At 42.4% G+C, this 13,360-nt stretch carries 17 protein-coding genes; 6 read left to right on the forward strand and 11 right to left on the reverse strand.

What is annotated here, in order from left to right; genetic code table 11:
- Window positions 1–7: 7 nt before the first annotated feature.
- The 3 genes from H0266_RS06005 to H0266_RS06015 all read left to right on the forward strand — a co-directional run bounded on the left by H0266_RS06005 (window position 8) and on the right by H0266_RS06015 (window position 1,734).
- Window positions 8–523: a YjcG family protein gene (locus H0266_RS06005; protein WP_181471455.1), complete on the forward strand. Its 516-nt coding sequence runs from the start codon at window positions 8–10 to the stop codon at window positions 521–523.
- Between the two features lie 2 nt (window positions 524–525).
- A complete protein-coding gene (locus H0266_RS06010) occupies window positions 526–951 on the forward strand; it encodes a GNAT family N-acetyltransferase (protein ID WP_181471456.1) in 426 nt (141 codons plus the stop codon).
- Window positions 952–1,056: 105 nt separating this feature from the next.
- Entirely contained in the window at window positions 1,057–1,734 is a 678-nt protein-coding gene (locus H0266_RS06015) for a DUF421 domain-containing protein (protein ID WP_343063214.1), read from the forward strand.
- Here H0266_RS06015 and H0266_RS06020 read toward each other — a convergent pair.
- From H0266_RS06020 to H0266_RS06040, 5 genes are all read right to left on the reverse strand, one after another.
- On the reverse strand, window positions 1,714–2,616 hold the full coding sequence (locus H0266_RS06020; RefSeq protein WP_181471458.1) for an MBL fold metallo-hydrolase: 903 nt from the start codon (window positions 2,614–2,616) through the stop codon (window positions 1,714–1,716). The two genes, H0266_RS06015 and H0266_RS06020, sit on opposite strands and share 21 nt — an antisense overlap.
- Window positions 2,617–2,639: 23 nt before the next feature.
- The gene (locus tag H0266_RS06025; RefSeq protein ID WP_181471459.1) at window positions 2,640–2,945 is read right to left on the reverse strand and encodes a hypothetical protein; all 306 of its coding nucleotides are present in this window, start codon (window positions 2,943–2,945) and stop codon (window positions 2,640–2,642) included.
- A 76-nt stretch (window positions 2,946–3,021) separates the two neighbouring features.
- On the reverse strand, window positions 3,022–3,234 hold the full coding sequence (locus H0266_RS06030) for a hypothetical protein (protein ID WP_181471460.1): 213 nt from the start codon (window positions 3,232–3,234) through the stop codon (window positions 3,022–3,024).
- Window positions 3,224–3,559, reverse strand: a complete 336-nt coding sequence (locus tag H0266_RS06035) for a DUF1360 domain-containing protein (protein WP_181471461.1) — start codon at window positions 3,557–3,559, stop codon at window positions 3,224–3,226. Before H0266_RS06035 ends, H0266_RS06030 begins: the two co-directional genes overlap by 11 nt.
- A 65-nt stretch (window positions 3,560–3,624) precedes the next feature.
- Window positions 3,625–3,840: a hypothetical protein gene (locus tag H0266_RS06040; RefSeq protein WP_181471462.1), complete on the reverse strand. Its 216-nt coding sequence runs from the start codon at window positions 3,838–3,840 to the stop codon at window positions 3,625–3,627.
- A gap of 191 nt (window positions 3,841–4,031) precedes the next feature.
- Here H0266_RS06040 and H0266_RS06045 point away from each other — a divergent pair, with 191 nt between their 5' ends.
- On the forward strand, window positions 4,032–4,547 hold the full coding sequence (locus H0266_RS06045) for a CotY/CotZ family spore coat protein (RefSeq protein ID WP_181471463.1): 516 nt from the start codon (window positions 4,032–4,034) through the stop codon (window positions 4,545–4,547).
- A 58-nt stretch (window positions 4,548–4,605) separates the two neighbouring features.
- Here H0266_RS06045 and H0266_RS06050 read toward each other — a convergent pair whose 3' ends face one another.
- Window positions 4,606–5,127, reverse strand: coding sequence for a CotO family spore coat protein (locus H0266_RS06050; protein ID WP_181471464.1), 522 nt, complete (start codon window positions 5,125–5,127; stop codon window positions 4,606–4,608).
- Window positions 5,128–5,309: 182 nt separating this feature from the next.
- Here H0266_RS06050 and H0266_RS06055 point away from each other — a divergent pair, with 182 nt between their 5' ends.
- Complete coding sequence (locus H0266_RS06055) at window positions 5,310–6,341, forward strand: EAL domain-containing protein (RefSeq protein ID WP_181471465.1); 1,032 nt, start codon at window positions 5,310–5,312, stop codon at window positions 6,339–6,341.
- 50 nt (window positions 6,342–6,391) lie between these two features.
- On the opposite strand, the gene fabI is transcribed toward H0266_RS06055, so the two are convergent.
- The 3 genes from fabI to mgtE form a co-directional block, all read right to left on the reverse strand.
- Entirely contained in the window at window positions 6,392–7,171 is a 780-nt protein-coding gene (gene fabI, locus H0266_RS06060) for an enoyl-ACP reductase FabI (RefSeq protein WP_181471466.1), read from the reverse strand.
- Window positions 7,172–7,359: 188 nt separating this feature from the next.
- Window positions 7,360–9,222 carry a monovalent cation:proton antiporter family protein gene (locus tag H0266_RS06065; RefSeq protein ID WP_181471467.1) on the reverse strand — a complete coding sequence of 621 codons (1,863 nt, stop codon included), beginning with the start codon at window positions 9,220–9,222 and terminating at the stop codon, window positions 7,360–7,362.
- A 16-nt stretch (window positions 9,223–9,238) separates the two neighbouring features.
- Window positions 9,239–10,603, reverse strand: coding sequence for a magnesium transporter (gene mgtE / locus H0266_RS06070; RefSeq protein WP_181471468.1), 1,365 nt, complete (start codon window positions 10,601–10,603; stop codon window positions 9,239–9,241).
- A 285-nt stretch (window positions 10,604–10,888) separates the two neighbouring features.
- Between mgtE and prpE the strand changes: the two genes are divergently transcribed.
- Window positions 10,889–11,623: a bis(5'-nucleosyl)-tetraphosphatase PrpE gene (prpE, locus tag H0266_RS06075; protein WP_181471469.1), complete on the forward strand. Its 735-nt coding sequence runs from the start codon at window positions 10,889–10,891 to the stop codon at window positions 11,621–11,623.
- Between the two features lie 37 nt (window positions 11,624–11,660).
- On the opposite strand, the gene H0266_RS06080 is transcribed toward prpE, so the two are convergent.
- Window positions 11,661–12,584 carry an RluA family pseudouridine synthase gene (locus H0266_RS06080; protein ID WP_246363649.1) on the reverse strand — a complete coding sequence of 308 codons (924 nt, stop codon included), beginning with the start codon at window positions 12,582–12,584 and terminating at the stop codon, window positions 11,661–11,663.
- Window positions 12,547–13,356 (reverse strand): NAD kinase, encoded by an 810-nt coding sequence (locus H0266_RS06085; protein ID WP_181471470.1) that lies wholly within the window; start codon window positions 13,354–13,356, stop codon window positions 12,547–12,549. The genes H0266_RS06080 and H0266_RS06085 overlap by 38 nt, the downstream gene beginning before the upstream one ends.
- Window positions 13,357–13,360: the final 4 nt, after the last annotated feature.

The following is a 13,360-nucleotide window of genomic DNA, read 5'->3' on the forward strand; positions in this document are numbered from 1 at the left end:
TAGTCCGATGAAGTACGGTATAGCGATATTTCCATCCAAAAAAGTACAAGACGAAGCAAACTCTTATCGAAAGCGATATGATCCTCATTATGCGTTAATTCCGCCACATATTACGATGAAGGAAGCCTTTGATGCGGATGAAAGTGAAATTGAATCAAAAATCATCCCCGAGTTGAAAAAAATCGCTAGAAACACAGATCCATTTTCTTTCGGGGTTTTTAAGGTGAGTTCCTTCTCCCCTGTTACCAATACGATATACTTAAAAGTAGAGCCTTCTGATGAAATCTTTGCTCTAAACGAAAAGCTCCATTCTGGAGAAATGCCTGGCGAGAAGGACTTCGCATTCGTTCCGCACATTACGATTGCACAGAAACTTTCTGATGAAGAGTTCTCCGATGTCTTTGGGAGTCTAACGATGCTGAAATTCGACCTACACGATCAAGTCGATCGTTTCCAATTGCTTTATCAATTGGAAAACGGGGCATGGAGCGTTTATGAAACCTTCCGATTAGGTAAAGAGTAAAAATGGATATTCAAAAAGCAATCCAATCAAAACAAAAAGACGACGCGTTCTCAGTGAGACGTGTCGTTTTCATTCATGAACAAAAGGTTCCGGAATCTCTTGAGATGGATGAACACGATGAGTCAGCCCATCACTTCGTAGGCTATGACGAGAATATACCAGTAGCAGCTGGACGATTGAGAGTTGTAGAAGACTACGGAAAGCTGGAGAGAATTTGTGTCATTCGAGAGCATAGAGGAAGGCACTTTGGTCAAGCCATCATCAGCAGGCTCGAGGAATACACTAAGGAACTTGGTTTTCATAAGACAAAGTTGAATGCTCAAACACATGCCGAGGACTTTTACAAGTCACTTGGTTACGAGACGATTTCCGATACTTTTATTGATGCGGGCATACCGCACGTGACAATGGTTAAGCATTTGAACTAACGAAAAAAGGGCTCCTTCTTTTATGTAGAAGGAGCCCTTTTTTGTTTATTTTGTCGTTCGCTTGTCTAGACTGGAACTAGACGAATGACAAGGATCGTGATAAATGTGGAATACTTTCAAATAACGGCAGAGACTTTTTTCGGTTTTGCCGCTTTGTTCGTTTTAACAAAAGTACTTGGAAAAACTCAAATCACTCAGATTACAGCGTTTGACTTTATCGCAGCGCTCGTCCTGGGAGAACTGGTCGGGAATGCCCTATATGATGACGAAATCGGTATAATCAAAATAGGGTTCGCTATAACATTGTGGGGTGTTCTAATTTACGCCACCGAAGTCATTACCGAAAAATTTAAAGGGACACGTGAAGTATTAGAAGGCCAACCATCTTTGATTATCCGAAAAGGGCAGATCGATCGGGAAGCGTTAAAAAATAGTAAGCTGGATATCAATCAACTTCAGCACTTACTCCGTTCAAAGGACGTATTTTCATTAAAAGATGTAGAGTTTGCCGTTCTTGAAACAGACGGCACGATATCAGTACTTAAATCTTTCGCACAACAAAATTCAACAAAAGCAGATTTAGAGCTACCTGAACAACAAGTTCCCCTCCCTAGATGCATCATTAGCGACGGGGAAGTGCTCTGGGATAACTTGTCTGAAGCGAACCTTGATCGTGAATGGTTGCAGAAGCAATTGGAAGCTCAACACTTCAATAGCCCAGATGAGGTGCTCTACGCGGAATTTGAGGAAGGGAAATCTGATTTATTCATCATGAGCTTTTAAAACCCAGCGGTTGTGGACGATCCTGTCCGCCAATCGCTGGTTTTTTTTCAATCCAATAATATAGGCTGTAACAGCTGTTCTCTGAAGAAGCCACTGAGACAATCGCCCGCAGGATACACCAAAGTGATTACACATCTGTGCAACCGCTTCTTCATGAGAAACTCCCTCCTCTACCGAAGAAACATACTGAAAAAGCCATTCCATCAATCCTTCATGGTAGCGAATGTTTCCCTCGATCGTTCGTATTGGATTTTCTTCAAATGTACCGTGTCCGGGAACGGCACCTAGAAGGTCCATCTCCAATAGCTTATGTAAGCTTTCTATGGCAAGCTTAGCATCGGTCAAAAAAGGAATTTTGTGCTTTTTAAGAGTTGCTAAGCTGAAATAACTATCAGCTGCGTACAAAATGCCATCGACTAATAATGCCAATTGGTAGTAGCTGTGTCCAGGAAGACAAACGGTTTGTAACGATTTACCCCCTATATTGATTGACCCTTCTTCCACTATTTGATCGACCTTCATAGGAGGACCTTGTAAAAATTTGTTTTTGAGTTCGTCTAGAGGGTCATTTCCCCCGAATAGATAGAGAGGCTCAAGGCTTGGATTTCTCAAGATTGCTTCTTCAAAAGAAGGAGCCATCGTATAAACATCATATCGCTCTTGTATGTAAGAAGCTCCGCCATAATGGTCGGCGTGAGCGTGGGTAATGAAGAGATGCGTTAATGGAAGCTCTCGGTTCTTGAGCTCCTTGAGAATTTTTTTAACCGAAGAAGCATCGATACCGGCATCAATCAATACCCCACTCGAACCCAATTGGACATAACCGACATTGACGGAGCTTTCATAGTAATAACATTGTTCATTAATCTGTTTAAAAGACATGCGAACGACTCCTTTAGCTTTTACTATACAGTTTCGCTAAAGTGTTGTCCTTTTCCTGTTAGGTCTGAGTAAATGGTTTCTTTCGCTTTCCATTGTTTCTCATTTTTATTATGTGCGACATGCAATGAGTGAGGTGTGTACAAGAGACGTTCGGTCATTTCTTGGTAATCTTTCCGATCTTGCTCCTTATGCTGATCATGCTGCTCTAATTTACTGTCTAATGTTGCTTTGAAGACTTGTTCTAAAGCGAAAGGAGAACGTTCGGTCTGAATAGTTCTTTGCTGGTAGTCCTTATACTGATAGTGGTTTACTGGAGCAATATAACCCATGACTTATCCCCTCCTATAGTTTGCTTTACCCGTTAATTCTTATATTTATACGTTGCGATGGGTTTGTTTATGGTGGTCATTCAAAAAAATTCTCCATTTTCTTCATTTGTTTAGTCATAAATGTATCCATGCTGTTCATGTTTTTGTTCAAGCGCTTCTCCCAAGCCTCTAAGTCCTTTTCCCACTGATTGAACTTTTTATCTGGCTGCTTGATGATACCGCCCCATTGGTGACTTTCTTTGTACATTTCATTAAAAATATCCGTAATCGTCTTTGGTTCATCCCCCATGATGATCACTCCATGAGTAAAGCAGAGATTGAAAGCCGGCAATAGATAGAATTAAGATAAGAAACCAACCGTATGGGACCATAATATAGATGAAAAAAATAATCGCAGAAGCCCACACTCCTACACACCACTGACAGGTAATCCCCTCCCCTATCCAGCCATTCGGTTCCACCCACTCTTCGATTTCTCCTTTATCATTTTCAACTGAGCGGACCGTTACGAAAGGCCTTCGCAACCACTCCATAATCAAATCATCTACAATCAATCGTGTTAGCCGGAAAGAAGCCAATCCTAAAATAATGAAATGCAACCATGTAATGTCCATATGTTTCATCTCCTTTACGATATAAAAAAGCCACTACCAATAGATGTAGTGGCTTTTTAGATCCGTTAGAACCAGAATCGACGTCGGTCGGAAGATTCGTCGTCTCTTCGTTCACTCGAACTGCTCTCTTCCGCTTCATCACGCACACGACGACCGAAGAACGGATCTACACGATCATCATCTTTACGATGGTGGCGCTCATCACGCTGAGGCTCGATTACAACATTATCAGCTTTTATTACAAGGTCTTTTACATGAATGACCCTTTTTTTCTCAGACATTCTATTCATCTCCTTATGGGAAGTCATTGATAATTTATGGTTTTTGCCCTGATCTCGTATAGTCTTCTGCCCATTCTAGGAGAAAAAGATATCGATTTAATGAAAAGAGACATATGCCCACACCGTCAGGCTCTACTCACATATTGTAGTAAAGACAATACGTCAATTCGTATGGAAAGGGGAAAATAAATATGAGTTGTGGTAAAAAATTCGATAGCGGTTCATGCGTAATCGATATTCTGAAAGACATCGTTGATGCACAGAACGACGTTCTACATGAGTGCATGACGAGTTGTGAACAGTCCATCGCCGACCTACTAGGCGATACAGGTGGAGGGAATAACTTTGACACCGTACCTGTCATTCTTTATTGCAAAGACTGCAAACCTTTCAAAGGTTTCGGGTCTAAAAAGAGTAACAGTGAGTGTGAAATCAAAGGGAGCTTCTTCTTCCGTGTGAAATCCGTCGATGATGATGGATGTGCGGTTGTCGAACTACTATTCGCTGACGACCATCACCACGGACCTGTTGGTGGAGTAGACGAATCATCTGACGAGTCTTATCATCACCATCACAAAAATAAGTTCGATCCAAAGTCTCCAGCTGACCAAGACTGCGCTAACCTCCGCGCTTCAGGCATCTGTATCACAGTAGACTTGAACTGCTTCTGTCATGTTACTTGCCTTCCAGCAACTGCTGCACTATAACATTCATCACACAAGTAAACCGCGTCCATAATGGACGCGGTTTCTTTTATTGCCTCTATTAAAAACCAAGGAGCCGAATGTCTTTGATCTCTTTAAAGGGAATCTCCTTCTGAAATGGTCGCTGAAACGTCTTCATATGGACGACTCCTTCTTTATAGTCCGTGATGTATCCCCGGTAAGCTGTATCACCGGCGGTCACTTCACATTTCACTCTTGGCACATGGGGAGACAACTGAAAGAAGTACTTCACTTTATCCTCCAGGCTCAAGTCTGTGAATCTCTGTTTTCTCTCGCCTCGACTACTTGGCTTCTCTTCTTGTTCTTTTTCTTTCTCAGCTCGGGGTTCCTCTTCTATTGACTCTTCTTTTACGCCATCTCCTTTTCTTTCAGCAGGAGATGCTGAACTCTGGTTTCGCAAGCGTAATTCTTTTTCATACAAAGAACCTCCACTGTCTGTTTCAGGTTTAGAGGGTGTGCGTTGTGAGCGGAAGCTGGTTTGCATAGGAACTTCTGCCGGCTTGAAATTCGGTTGTGTAATGTAGAGCATCGGTTGTTTTGCCATGCGCTTTTTCTCGGCCATGGTAATCTCTCCTTTTTAATAAGGTCATCATTCCATATATATGCCCATTCGAGAGTCCATGTTCATGATTCGTGAAGATAAACCTATTCCGACAAGGATTTACACAAAGTTTACGAAATCCTTTTCTTATATTCAATTATGTCTGATACATTCAAGATAGATTAAGATTTAGGAGTGTTGAAATGTCCACTTCACAACATGTGAATACCTTCTCAGAAAATGCGAAGACTGAATTTACAAAATGGCTGAACCATAAACAACTTTCTATGCACTTTCAGCCAATTATCCATACCACTACGAAAACAGTACAAGGATATGAAGCACTGACGAGGTTTCCCCAGAGTAATAGTTTCTCAAACCCTATGGAGTTGTTTCAATTTGCAGAAGAAATGAACCAGCTCTTTCGATTGGAGAAACAGACAAGGGAATTAGCGATCGAACTAATGTCCAACCATCTACACCCTCATCAGAAACTATGGGTCAATTTGTCACCTAATGTGATTCACGATAAGAATTTCACCCCTGGCTTCACTCACTCTGTACTAAAGGATTCAACTATTTCACCGAATCAAATTGTTTTTGAGATCACAGAACAATCCGCCATCACGGATTTTGACAGCTTCAGAGAATTGCTGAACCATTACCGTGAACAAGGGTTTACAATTGCGGTTGATGACGTCGGATCCGGTTATTCATCTCTACAAGCCATTTCTGAAATAAAACCCGATTACTTAAAGGTGGATCGTTCACTGATCACTGATATTCATACATCGAGCGAGAAACAATTTATGCTCGAAGCCTTGCAACAAATCTCTTTAAAAATGGGCTCTATTCTCATCGCAGAAGGTGTAGAGACGGAACAGGAGTTCTCTCAATTGAATTCCATGGGTGTAGAAATGATGCAAGGATATTATTTTGCCAAGCCGACCTTCCCTCCTCCCGAAGTGCCATCCAATTTAATGGTGCCGAACCATGCTTATAATCGTGATCAACAAGCACCACTCAGAATCGACTCATTAATGACATTGAACGATTTTTTCTCATGGCTCAGAGACTACACGGGTCCAATTGACAAACAACTCGCCATCATTGAAACGAAGAGAATGAGAGCGGTTATCCCTTTACAGGAAGTGATCCGTTTTAGCAGTCATTCCATCATCAGTGGCCTTTCGTCCCCCATGTGGAAAGAACTCATCGCATGGTGGAGGTCTTGAAAATACATAAAGAACGCCCACTTCCTTTTTCTAAAGAAGTGAGCGTTTTTTTAGTATGAAACGATATTGAAACCTGAATCCACGTGTATAATTTCTCCTGTTACTCCACGTGAAAGGTCACTCATCAAGTAATAGGCGGTATCTCCAACCTCTTCTTGTGTTACTGCACGGCGCAGTGGGGCACGCTCTTCAATGACAGACAGTATTTGGTTGAAATCACCTACACCTTTAGCTGATAATGTGCGGATCGGACCTGCTGAGATGGCATTGACACGTATATTCCGTTTACCTAAATCATTCGCTAGATATTTCATGCTCGCATCCAGGCTTGCTTTCGCGACTCCCATAACATTGTAGTTTTTAACGACTTGCTCTCCGCCTAAGTAGGTTAACGTCAGGATGCTTCCCCCATCTGTCATCAACGGCTGAGCAGCTCTGGCAACGGCTGTTAACGAATAGGAGCTGATATTATGAGCGGTCAAGAATCCATCACGACTTGTGTTCAAGAATTCATCCTTAAGCTCATCACGATTCGCAAACGCAATACAATGTGCAAGTCCATGAATGACACCTACATCCTTTTGAATGTTCTCGAACGTTTGTATGATGGCTTCATCATTCGTGACATCACATTCGTACACTAAGGATTCTTCTCCTCCCTCTAGCGTCTCTGCTAAATCTCGAACAGACTTCTCAAAACGCTCTGAGGCGACTGTGAAAATCAATCTTGCGCCTGCTTCATGCAAGGAGCGAGCAATTCCCCAAGCAATACTGCGCTTGTTCGCCACACCCATTACGACATACGTACGTCCTTCTAATGAAAAATTCATTTGTAATCCTCCTTGAGGTAGTTGATGGAATTAAGATTTGTTATTAGTACCTGCTACTATTTTAAACGATTGCGTCATCCTTCTGCAAGAAAACCTTGAACCTCTATTAGTCCATACCCATATCCGCGTCTGTTCATCCGTCTATTTGAACTAAAAAAGCTCAGAGGACAGCCTCTGAGCTTTTTTCATTAACACCATTCACAATATTCCAATTCCATTTTCAACTCATCAACGTACTCTGATGAGCCTGTAACAATCAGACGGTCACCCATTTGCAACTCCGTATCTCCATGAGGGACTATAGAATCTTTTCCTCGGAAAATACGAACCATGATGACGTCACCTGTAAACGGGAACTCTTTCAAGTGCATACCGTTATACATCGAGTTGTTCATATTGATCTGATACAAAGCACTTTCTTGCTTGGTTAATATATCAATGACATTCGGCGCTTCAATCATCGCTTTTAACAACGCTTTGGACGATAAGAAAACGGAGAATACGCTAATGTTCAAGTCTCTCATTTCTGTTGCCAATTCTGGAGATTCAACCCTCGCGATGACACGTTCGACCCCTTGCTCTTTAGCATAGCGGGCAATCGTTGCGTTTTCTTCCTCATCACCAGTTGAAGCAACAAGTAGATCCACTTCAAAAACACCGAGTTCTTTCATGTTTTCTAAATCATAGCCTTCTAACTCTTTAATATCAAAGCAAGAACGACTTATTTTCTCATCTACTTTGTCGAGCTTGGTATGATACAAGTGCGTTTCGTAAGAGGTGATATCCAGTTCTCTTACAACAGGTAAAGTCATTCGGTTAGACCCGACAAAAGAAACAACGGTCTTGTGATCTTCATCTTCAAATCGACCGTAAATTTTCTTGAATAGGATAGGCGCAACGAGACAAGTCAGGACGGCGACTAGGATCAATGCCCCTTCCATTTGCTCATCAATCATCCCTTCCCTACGACCGATCGTCGCTGCTGCAATGACTAACGACAGGGTAGAAGTGAGAATGATACCTGATCCTAGAACCGTCTTCATGTCATACCATTTTCTCAAAATAAATGCTGGAAGTATTTTTGACAGGAGTAAAGCAATGAAGAGCAATGGAATCAAAATGATCACACGGCTATCTGTAAATAAACTCCATATGTCAAGTTCAACCCCCACCATGACAAAGAAGATGGGAATTAAGAATCCATAACCAAAACTGTCCAGGCGCTTGACCATTTCAGGGTTTGGCGAAAGTAGGGATACAAGCGTACCAGCTAAAAAGGCACCGAGTATATTCTCTGCTCCAACCGTTTCTGATAAAGCGACGAGCAATAGAATAAGCGTAAATACCGCTCTTGTATCAATTTGAATCGTCCCTTTAGCCATCGTCTCCACAAACGATTGATGTCTGAATTTCTTCCCGACGAAATAGAGGAGAACACCGGCACCGAATAGAAGGAGCAACAGCCATGTGTTACCACCGCTTTCTCCATAAATCGAGACGAATACTGCTAAGAGCACCATTGTGACCAAGTCAGCGATAACAGCAATCAGTAGAATAGTCTGTCCGATCGTTGTCTTCATCATTTGGGCATCTTTCAGTGTCGGTACAACAACTCCTAGGGAAATCGTAGAGATGATCAACGTCATCAAGAAGGCGTTATCGATGAAGCCTCCTAAAACAAATAAATAGGATAATCCTAAAGAGAGTGCAAAGATTCCACTGAAAACAATCAGTGCCACCCACACAGGGTTCGGCGCACCTGCGCCACGATTTTCCGGTTTGGCCCGTTTCTTGCGACTTGCGAAAATGGAGAAATCGATCTCAAGACCACTCAAGAACATCAGAAAGATGAAGCCGAGTGTCGATAAAATTTCAAGCCAACTACCTTGTTCCACTAAGTCAAATCCACTTTGACCTATGATTAACCCGACAATAATCTCTGCGACTACGACGGGGATGATATTCAATTTAAAACGATGCAATAAGATGGGAGTGATGAATGCTGCAAGAATGACAATAACTAAAGAAGTTACTGAAGCACCATGTTCCATACTCGCCCTCCTTTCATTAAATTAGTAAATTCATAAAGGCTGTAGCCATTCCAAAATAGATCAGAATGGAAATAATATCATTGATGGTCGTAATGAAGGGACCAGATGCAACGGCCGGGTCAATATTGAACCTGTGCATGATAAGAGGTACAAGTGATCCAGCAAGTGTAGCAACAATCAGCGTCATCAATATCGATAATCCAACAAGTGCTCCCAAGAAGAAGTTTCCTTGCCAAAAATAGACGACAAACGTAATGATTACCCCGCACGAAACACCTGTGATCAAACCGGTTCCAGCTTCGCGGAACATCATTTTCGTTTTTCCTTGCTTATCAATTTCACCGGTAGCAATCCCCCGGACAGCAACGGCCAAGGCTTGTGTACCCGTATTCCCTGCCATTCCTGCAATCAAGGGGATAAAAACGGCTAGGATCGGAACGACATCCAAGGTCGATTCAAACCGACCAATCAAGCTAGCGGTCAAACTTCCTAAGAATAGAAGGATCACAAGCCACGGAAGGCGCTTTTTAGCTGAAGCGAACGCATTCTCATCTGGACTATCAACGTCCGATATAGCAGCTAACTTGGAGTAATCATCACTCGCTTCTTCTTCCATGACATCCATAATATCATCGACCGTGATAATTCCAAGCAAATGATCCTGAAAATCCACGACCGGTAATGCTAAGAAGTCATAGTCTCTGACCATACGAGCCACTTCTTCTTGATCTTCCCCTACTGAGACCGATACCACCCGTTCATTCATGACGTCGGCAATCATCCAGTCCTCCTCAGAGATAATGAGGTCACGTAAAGAAATAACACCGACCAACTTTTTATCTTCGTCAATCACATACGTATAGTATATGGTCTCTGCATCTGGAGCCTCTGTACGCAAATGAACCATTGCCTGTCGTATAGACATCGTAGCTTTAACGACAACGAACTCGGTTGTCATGATGGAACCTGCCGTTTTCTCCTCATAATGAAGAAGATCTTTAATTTCTTGAGCCGCTTCATCATCCATTATAGTCAAAAAGCTTGCCACTTTATCTTTCTCTAATTCATTTAAGATATCAACAGCATCATCTGTAGACATTTCAGCAAATACTTGAGCAGCAAACCGAGGGTCCATTTCAGTAAAGAACGGTTCTATCTCCTCATAATCGATGTGTTCCATAACATCCGCAACTTCTTCAGGAGATAGGTACGTATAAATCTGCATACGGACATCTACGTCTAACCCTTCAAAGATCCTCGCCTGATCATAAGGGTGAAGTTCCAGAAATTCTGCTCGAAATTGATCGATATGATCATTCAGCAAAGCGTCCTCAATTGTACTCCATACTTCTTGGCGCTCTTGGTCATCTAAGTGCTCCATAAGCAACCCTCCTAAAACGTCCGTTTCGTTTTTGACCGTTTAATCTTAATCGCGAATCATAGGTTTGTCAACGCATGTAGAATCTTTTTCACAAAAGTCTTAAAAACAGATGACATCTGTTCATAAACCAACTCGAATATTATACAATCTGAAGTATAATGGTAGTCTAACAGATTGCTTCATATAAAGGGAATGATCGGCGAATGATATCGTTTAAGAATAAATCCGATTGAACATGGTAAAGATTGAAACAGTCTTTCCATTCTTGAAAAAAGGAGAAGAATTATGAATATTGATATCATTGGAGATGTCCATGGATGCATGGACGAATTATACGATTTGCTCTCAAAGCTTGGTTATGAGTGGCACGATGGACTCCCCATTCATCCCGAGAATCGGACGATTGCTTTTGTAGGGGATATTACCGATCGTGGACCAAAATCAATAGAAGCTATTCAATTCCTTCATCGACTAGTGATCCAGGAGAAACAAGCTTATTACGTCCCGGGTAACCATTGCAATAAATTATATCGTTTCTTCTTAGGTAACCCAGTAAAAGAAGCACACGGTCTCGAAACGACAACAGCCGAGTTCCGGGCCTTATCAGATAAGAAGCAAAAACGAGTAAAACAACAATTTATTGAGCTTTATGAACGATCTCCGCTTTACCATGTGATTAATGAGGCGAATGTTGTCGTCGCTCATGCAGGCATTAAAGGAGAAGATATCGGAAACCGGAATAAGAGAATTGAAACATTCGTCTTATACGGGGACATTACTGGAGAAAAACTCCCTGACGGACGACCCGTGAGAAGGGATTGGGCCCAACATTATCTCGGTAGTCAATGGATCGTGTATGGTCATACACCAACCCAAAAACCCCGTTTTGTCAATCAGACCGTCAATATAGATACCGGGTGTGTCTTTGGGGGCATGCTCACCGCATTTCGATTGCCCGAAGAAGAGATTGTGTCGGTGCCGTCGAGCATGCCGCTGATTGAAGAGAAATTCAGATATTGAAAAAGGCTCAGAAATTCAATTTCTGAGCCTTTTTCAACTAGTCTGTTACTACAAGTGACTGCCACTCGTGAGGCGTGTCGACTGAGAAATAAAGTTCCTCTTTCGTCCAAGGGTGAACGAACTCAATCCGATCACAATGTAAGGCTTGACCCTCCACAAGCTCCGTTTCACTCGCCCCGTACAATGTATCCCCGACTAACGGATGCCCAAGAGAAGCCATGTGCACGCGGATTTGATGCGTCCGTCCAGTCAACAACTGGAGATGGAGTCTACTATATTGAAGATTTGACTCTGCGACGTTGTATAAGGTTACAGAAGGCTTTCCATTCTCATGAATGGCCCTTTCGATAATCGAACCTTCAGCACGGCCAATAGGAAGATTGATCTCCCCAGACTCCTCCGCAACTTGCCCTTCCACAATAGCTTGATAATAACGGCTAATCTGTTTTTCCTTTTTCGTTAACAACATATGGCTATAAGCATGCTTTGCAATCACCATTAGTCCAGATGTAAACTGGTCTAGCCTTGTCACAATGTGAACGGTCACTGGCAAACGCTGTTCCTCGTAGTGAGCGAGCAGCCAATTTGCAATCGAAGGCTTTGATTTATCAATAGGTGGAAGAACAGCAATGCCTGAAGGCTTATTGAGAACAATCAAGTCTTCATCTTCATACATGATAGACAGCGGCCCCGGTACTGGATTCATGGTGGCACCCTGGGATTCCTCTGGAAAATAAACCGTTATGAGATCACCCTCTTGCACAGGCTGTCGTGACCCTACTTTCTCTTGATTAAGCACGACACAACCTTCTGTGCGAACTTTTTTCCAAAGTTGCCTAGAAAAGTGCCCCCTTTTGATGAGGAAGTCACGAACCGATTGACCTGTACACTCTTTTGGAACAAGCCACTCTTTCGAAATACGATTATTCACGAGCATATTCGTCAGAAACGAAGGAATCATGAACTCGTCTCCAGAACGGAAAAGGACGGAACCTGGCAAAACGGACACGCTCGTCGGCCACACGACATTGAATAGACTTCACATCTTTATACGTTCTCGATATGTGATCGATAGTGAATAAGAAACTACGATCATTCAACGGCTTTAATAAACACGTATGGTGGCTTGGTAAAATCAGTGGAGAACCGATCGTCCGAAACACACGGTTGTTAATCGATGCCATCTCCGCTATTTGTATCGCTTCTAAAGAAGGGTGTAAAATAGCCCCTCCTAGTGCTTTATTATAAGCAGTGCTTCCAGAAGGAGTGGAGACACAAAGACCGTCGCCACGGAAGGTTTCAAAGTGATCGCCTTTAATATCAATATCAAGCACAACCGATCCTTCCGAAGTTTTAATTGTGCACTCATTAAGAGCTAAGTAGCGATCTTCCTGCTCCTCGCTATTCGGCTCAATAATGACTTCGAGCAAAGGATACTCGACTACTTGGAACGGAGTACGCGCTATTTCGATGATCAACTTCTCCAATTCCTCAGGCATCCAATCTGCATAGAACCCTAGGTGACCAGTATGGACACCGATAAAAGCGGTTTGATCAAGACGATGGACATAAGTATGAAAAGCCTCTAAAAGTGTACCGTCTCCTCCGACCGAGATAGCCAAATCCGGTTCGTCCTCATTATATTCCAACTTGAATTCAGTCAAATATTCCTTGATCTTCGCCCGAATTTCATTAGATTTTTGATCTCCTTTAGACAAAATAGAAAATTTCATCTGG

It is taken from the genome of Halobacillus locisalis, assembly GCF_013694105.1.
Taxonomy (GTDB): domain Bacteria; phylum Bacillota; class Bacilli; order Bacillales; family Halobacillaceae; genus Halobacillus; species Halobacillus locisalis.

Coding starts and splice junctions, on each gene's coding strand:
- H0266_RS06010 (WP_181471456.1), top strand. CDS start 526: ATGGATATTCAAAAAGCAATCCAATCAAAACAAAAAGACGACGCGTTC.
- H0266_RS06020 (WP_181471458.1), bottom strand. CDS start 2,616: ATGTCTTTTAAACAGATTAATGAACAATGTTATTACTATGAAAGCTCC.
- H0266_RS06055 (WP_181471465.1), top strand. CDS start 5,310: ATGTCCACTTCACAACATGTGAATACCTTCTCAGAAAATGCGAAGACT.
- H0266_RS06005 (WP_181471455.1), top strand. CDS start 8: ATGAAGTACGGTATAGCGATATTTCCATCCAAAAAAGTACAAGACGAA.
- H0266_RS06030 (WP_181471460.1), bottom strand. CDS start 3,234: ATGGGGGATGAACCAAAGACGATTACGGATATTTTTAATGAAATGTAC.
- H0266_RS06040 (WP_181471462.1), bottom strand. CDS start 3,840: ATGTCTGAGAAAAAAAGGGTCATTCATGTAAAAGACCTTGTAATAAAA.
- H0266_RS06045 (WP_181471463.1), top strand. CDS start 4,032: ATGAGTTGTGGTAAAAAATTCGATAGCGGTTCATGCGTAATCGATATT.
- H0266_RS06085 (WP_181471470.1), bottom strand. CDS start 13,356: ATGAAATTTTCTATTTTGTCTAAAGGAGATCAAAAATCTAATGAAATT.
- H0266_RS06050 (WP_181471464.1), bottom strand. CDS start 5,127: ATGGCCGAGAAAAAGCGCATGGCAAAACAACCGATGCTCTACATTACA.
- mgtE (WP_181471468.1), bottom strand. CDS start 10,603: ATGGAGCACTTAGATGACCAAGAGCGCCAAGAAGTATGGAGTACAATT.
- H0266_RS06065 (WP_181471467.1), bottom strand. CDS start 9,222: ATGGAACATGGTGCTTCAGTAACTTCTTTAGTTATTGTCATTCTTGCA.
- H0266_RS06080 (WP_246363649.1), bottom strand. CDS start 12,584: ATGATTCCTTCGTTTCTGACGAATATGCTCGTGAATAATCGTATTTCG.
- H0266_RS06035 (WP_181471461.1), bottom strand. CDS start 3,559: ATGGACATTACATGGTTGCATTTCATTATTTTAGGATTGGCTTCTTTC.
- prpE (WP_181471469.1), top strand. CDS start 10,889: ATGAATATTGATATCATTGGAGATGTCCATGGATGCATGGACGAATTA.
- fabI (WP_181471466.1), bottom strand. CDS start 7,171: ATGAATTTTTCATTAGAAGGACGTACGTATGTCGTAATGGGTGTGGCG.
- H0266_RS06025 (WP_181471459.1), bottom strand. CDS start 2,945: ATGGGTTATATTGCTCCAGTAAACCACTATCAGTATAAGGACTACCAG.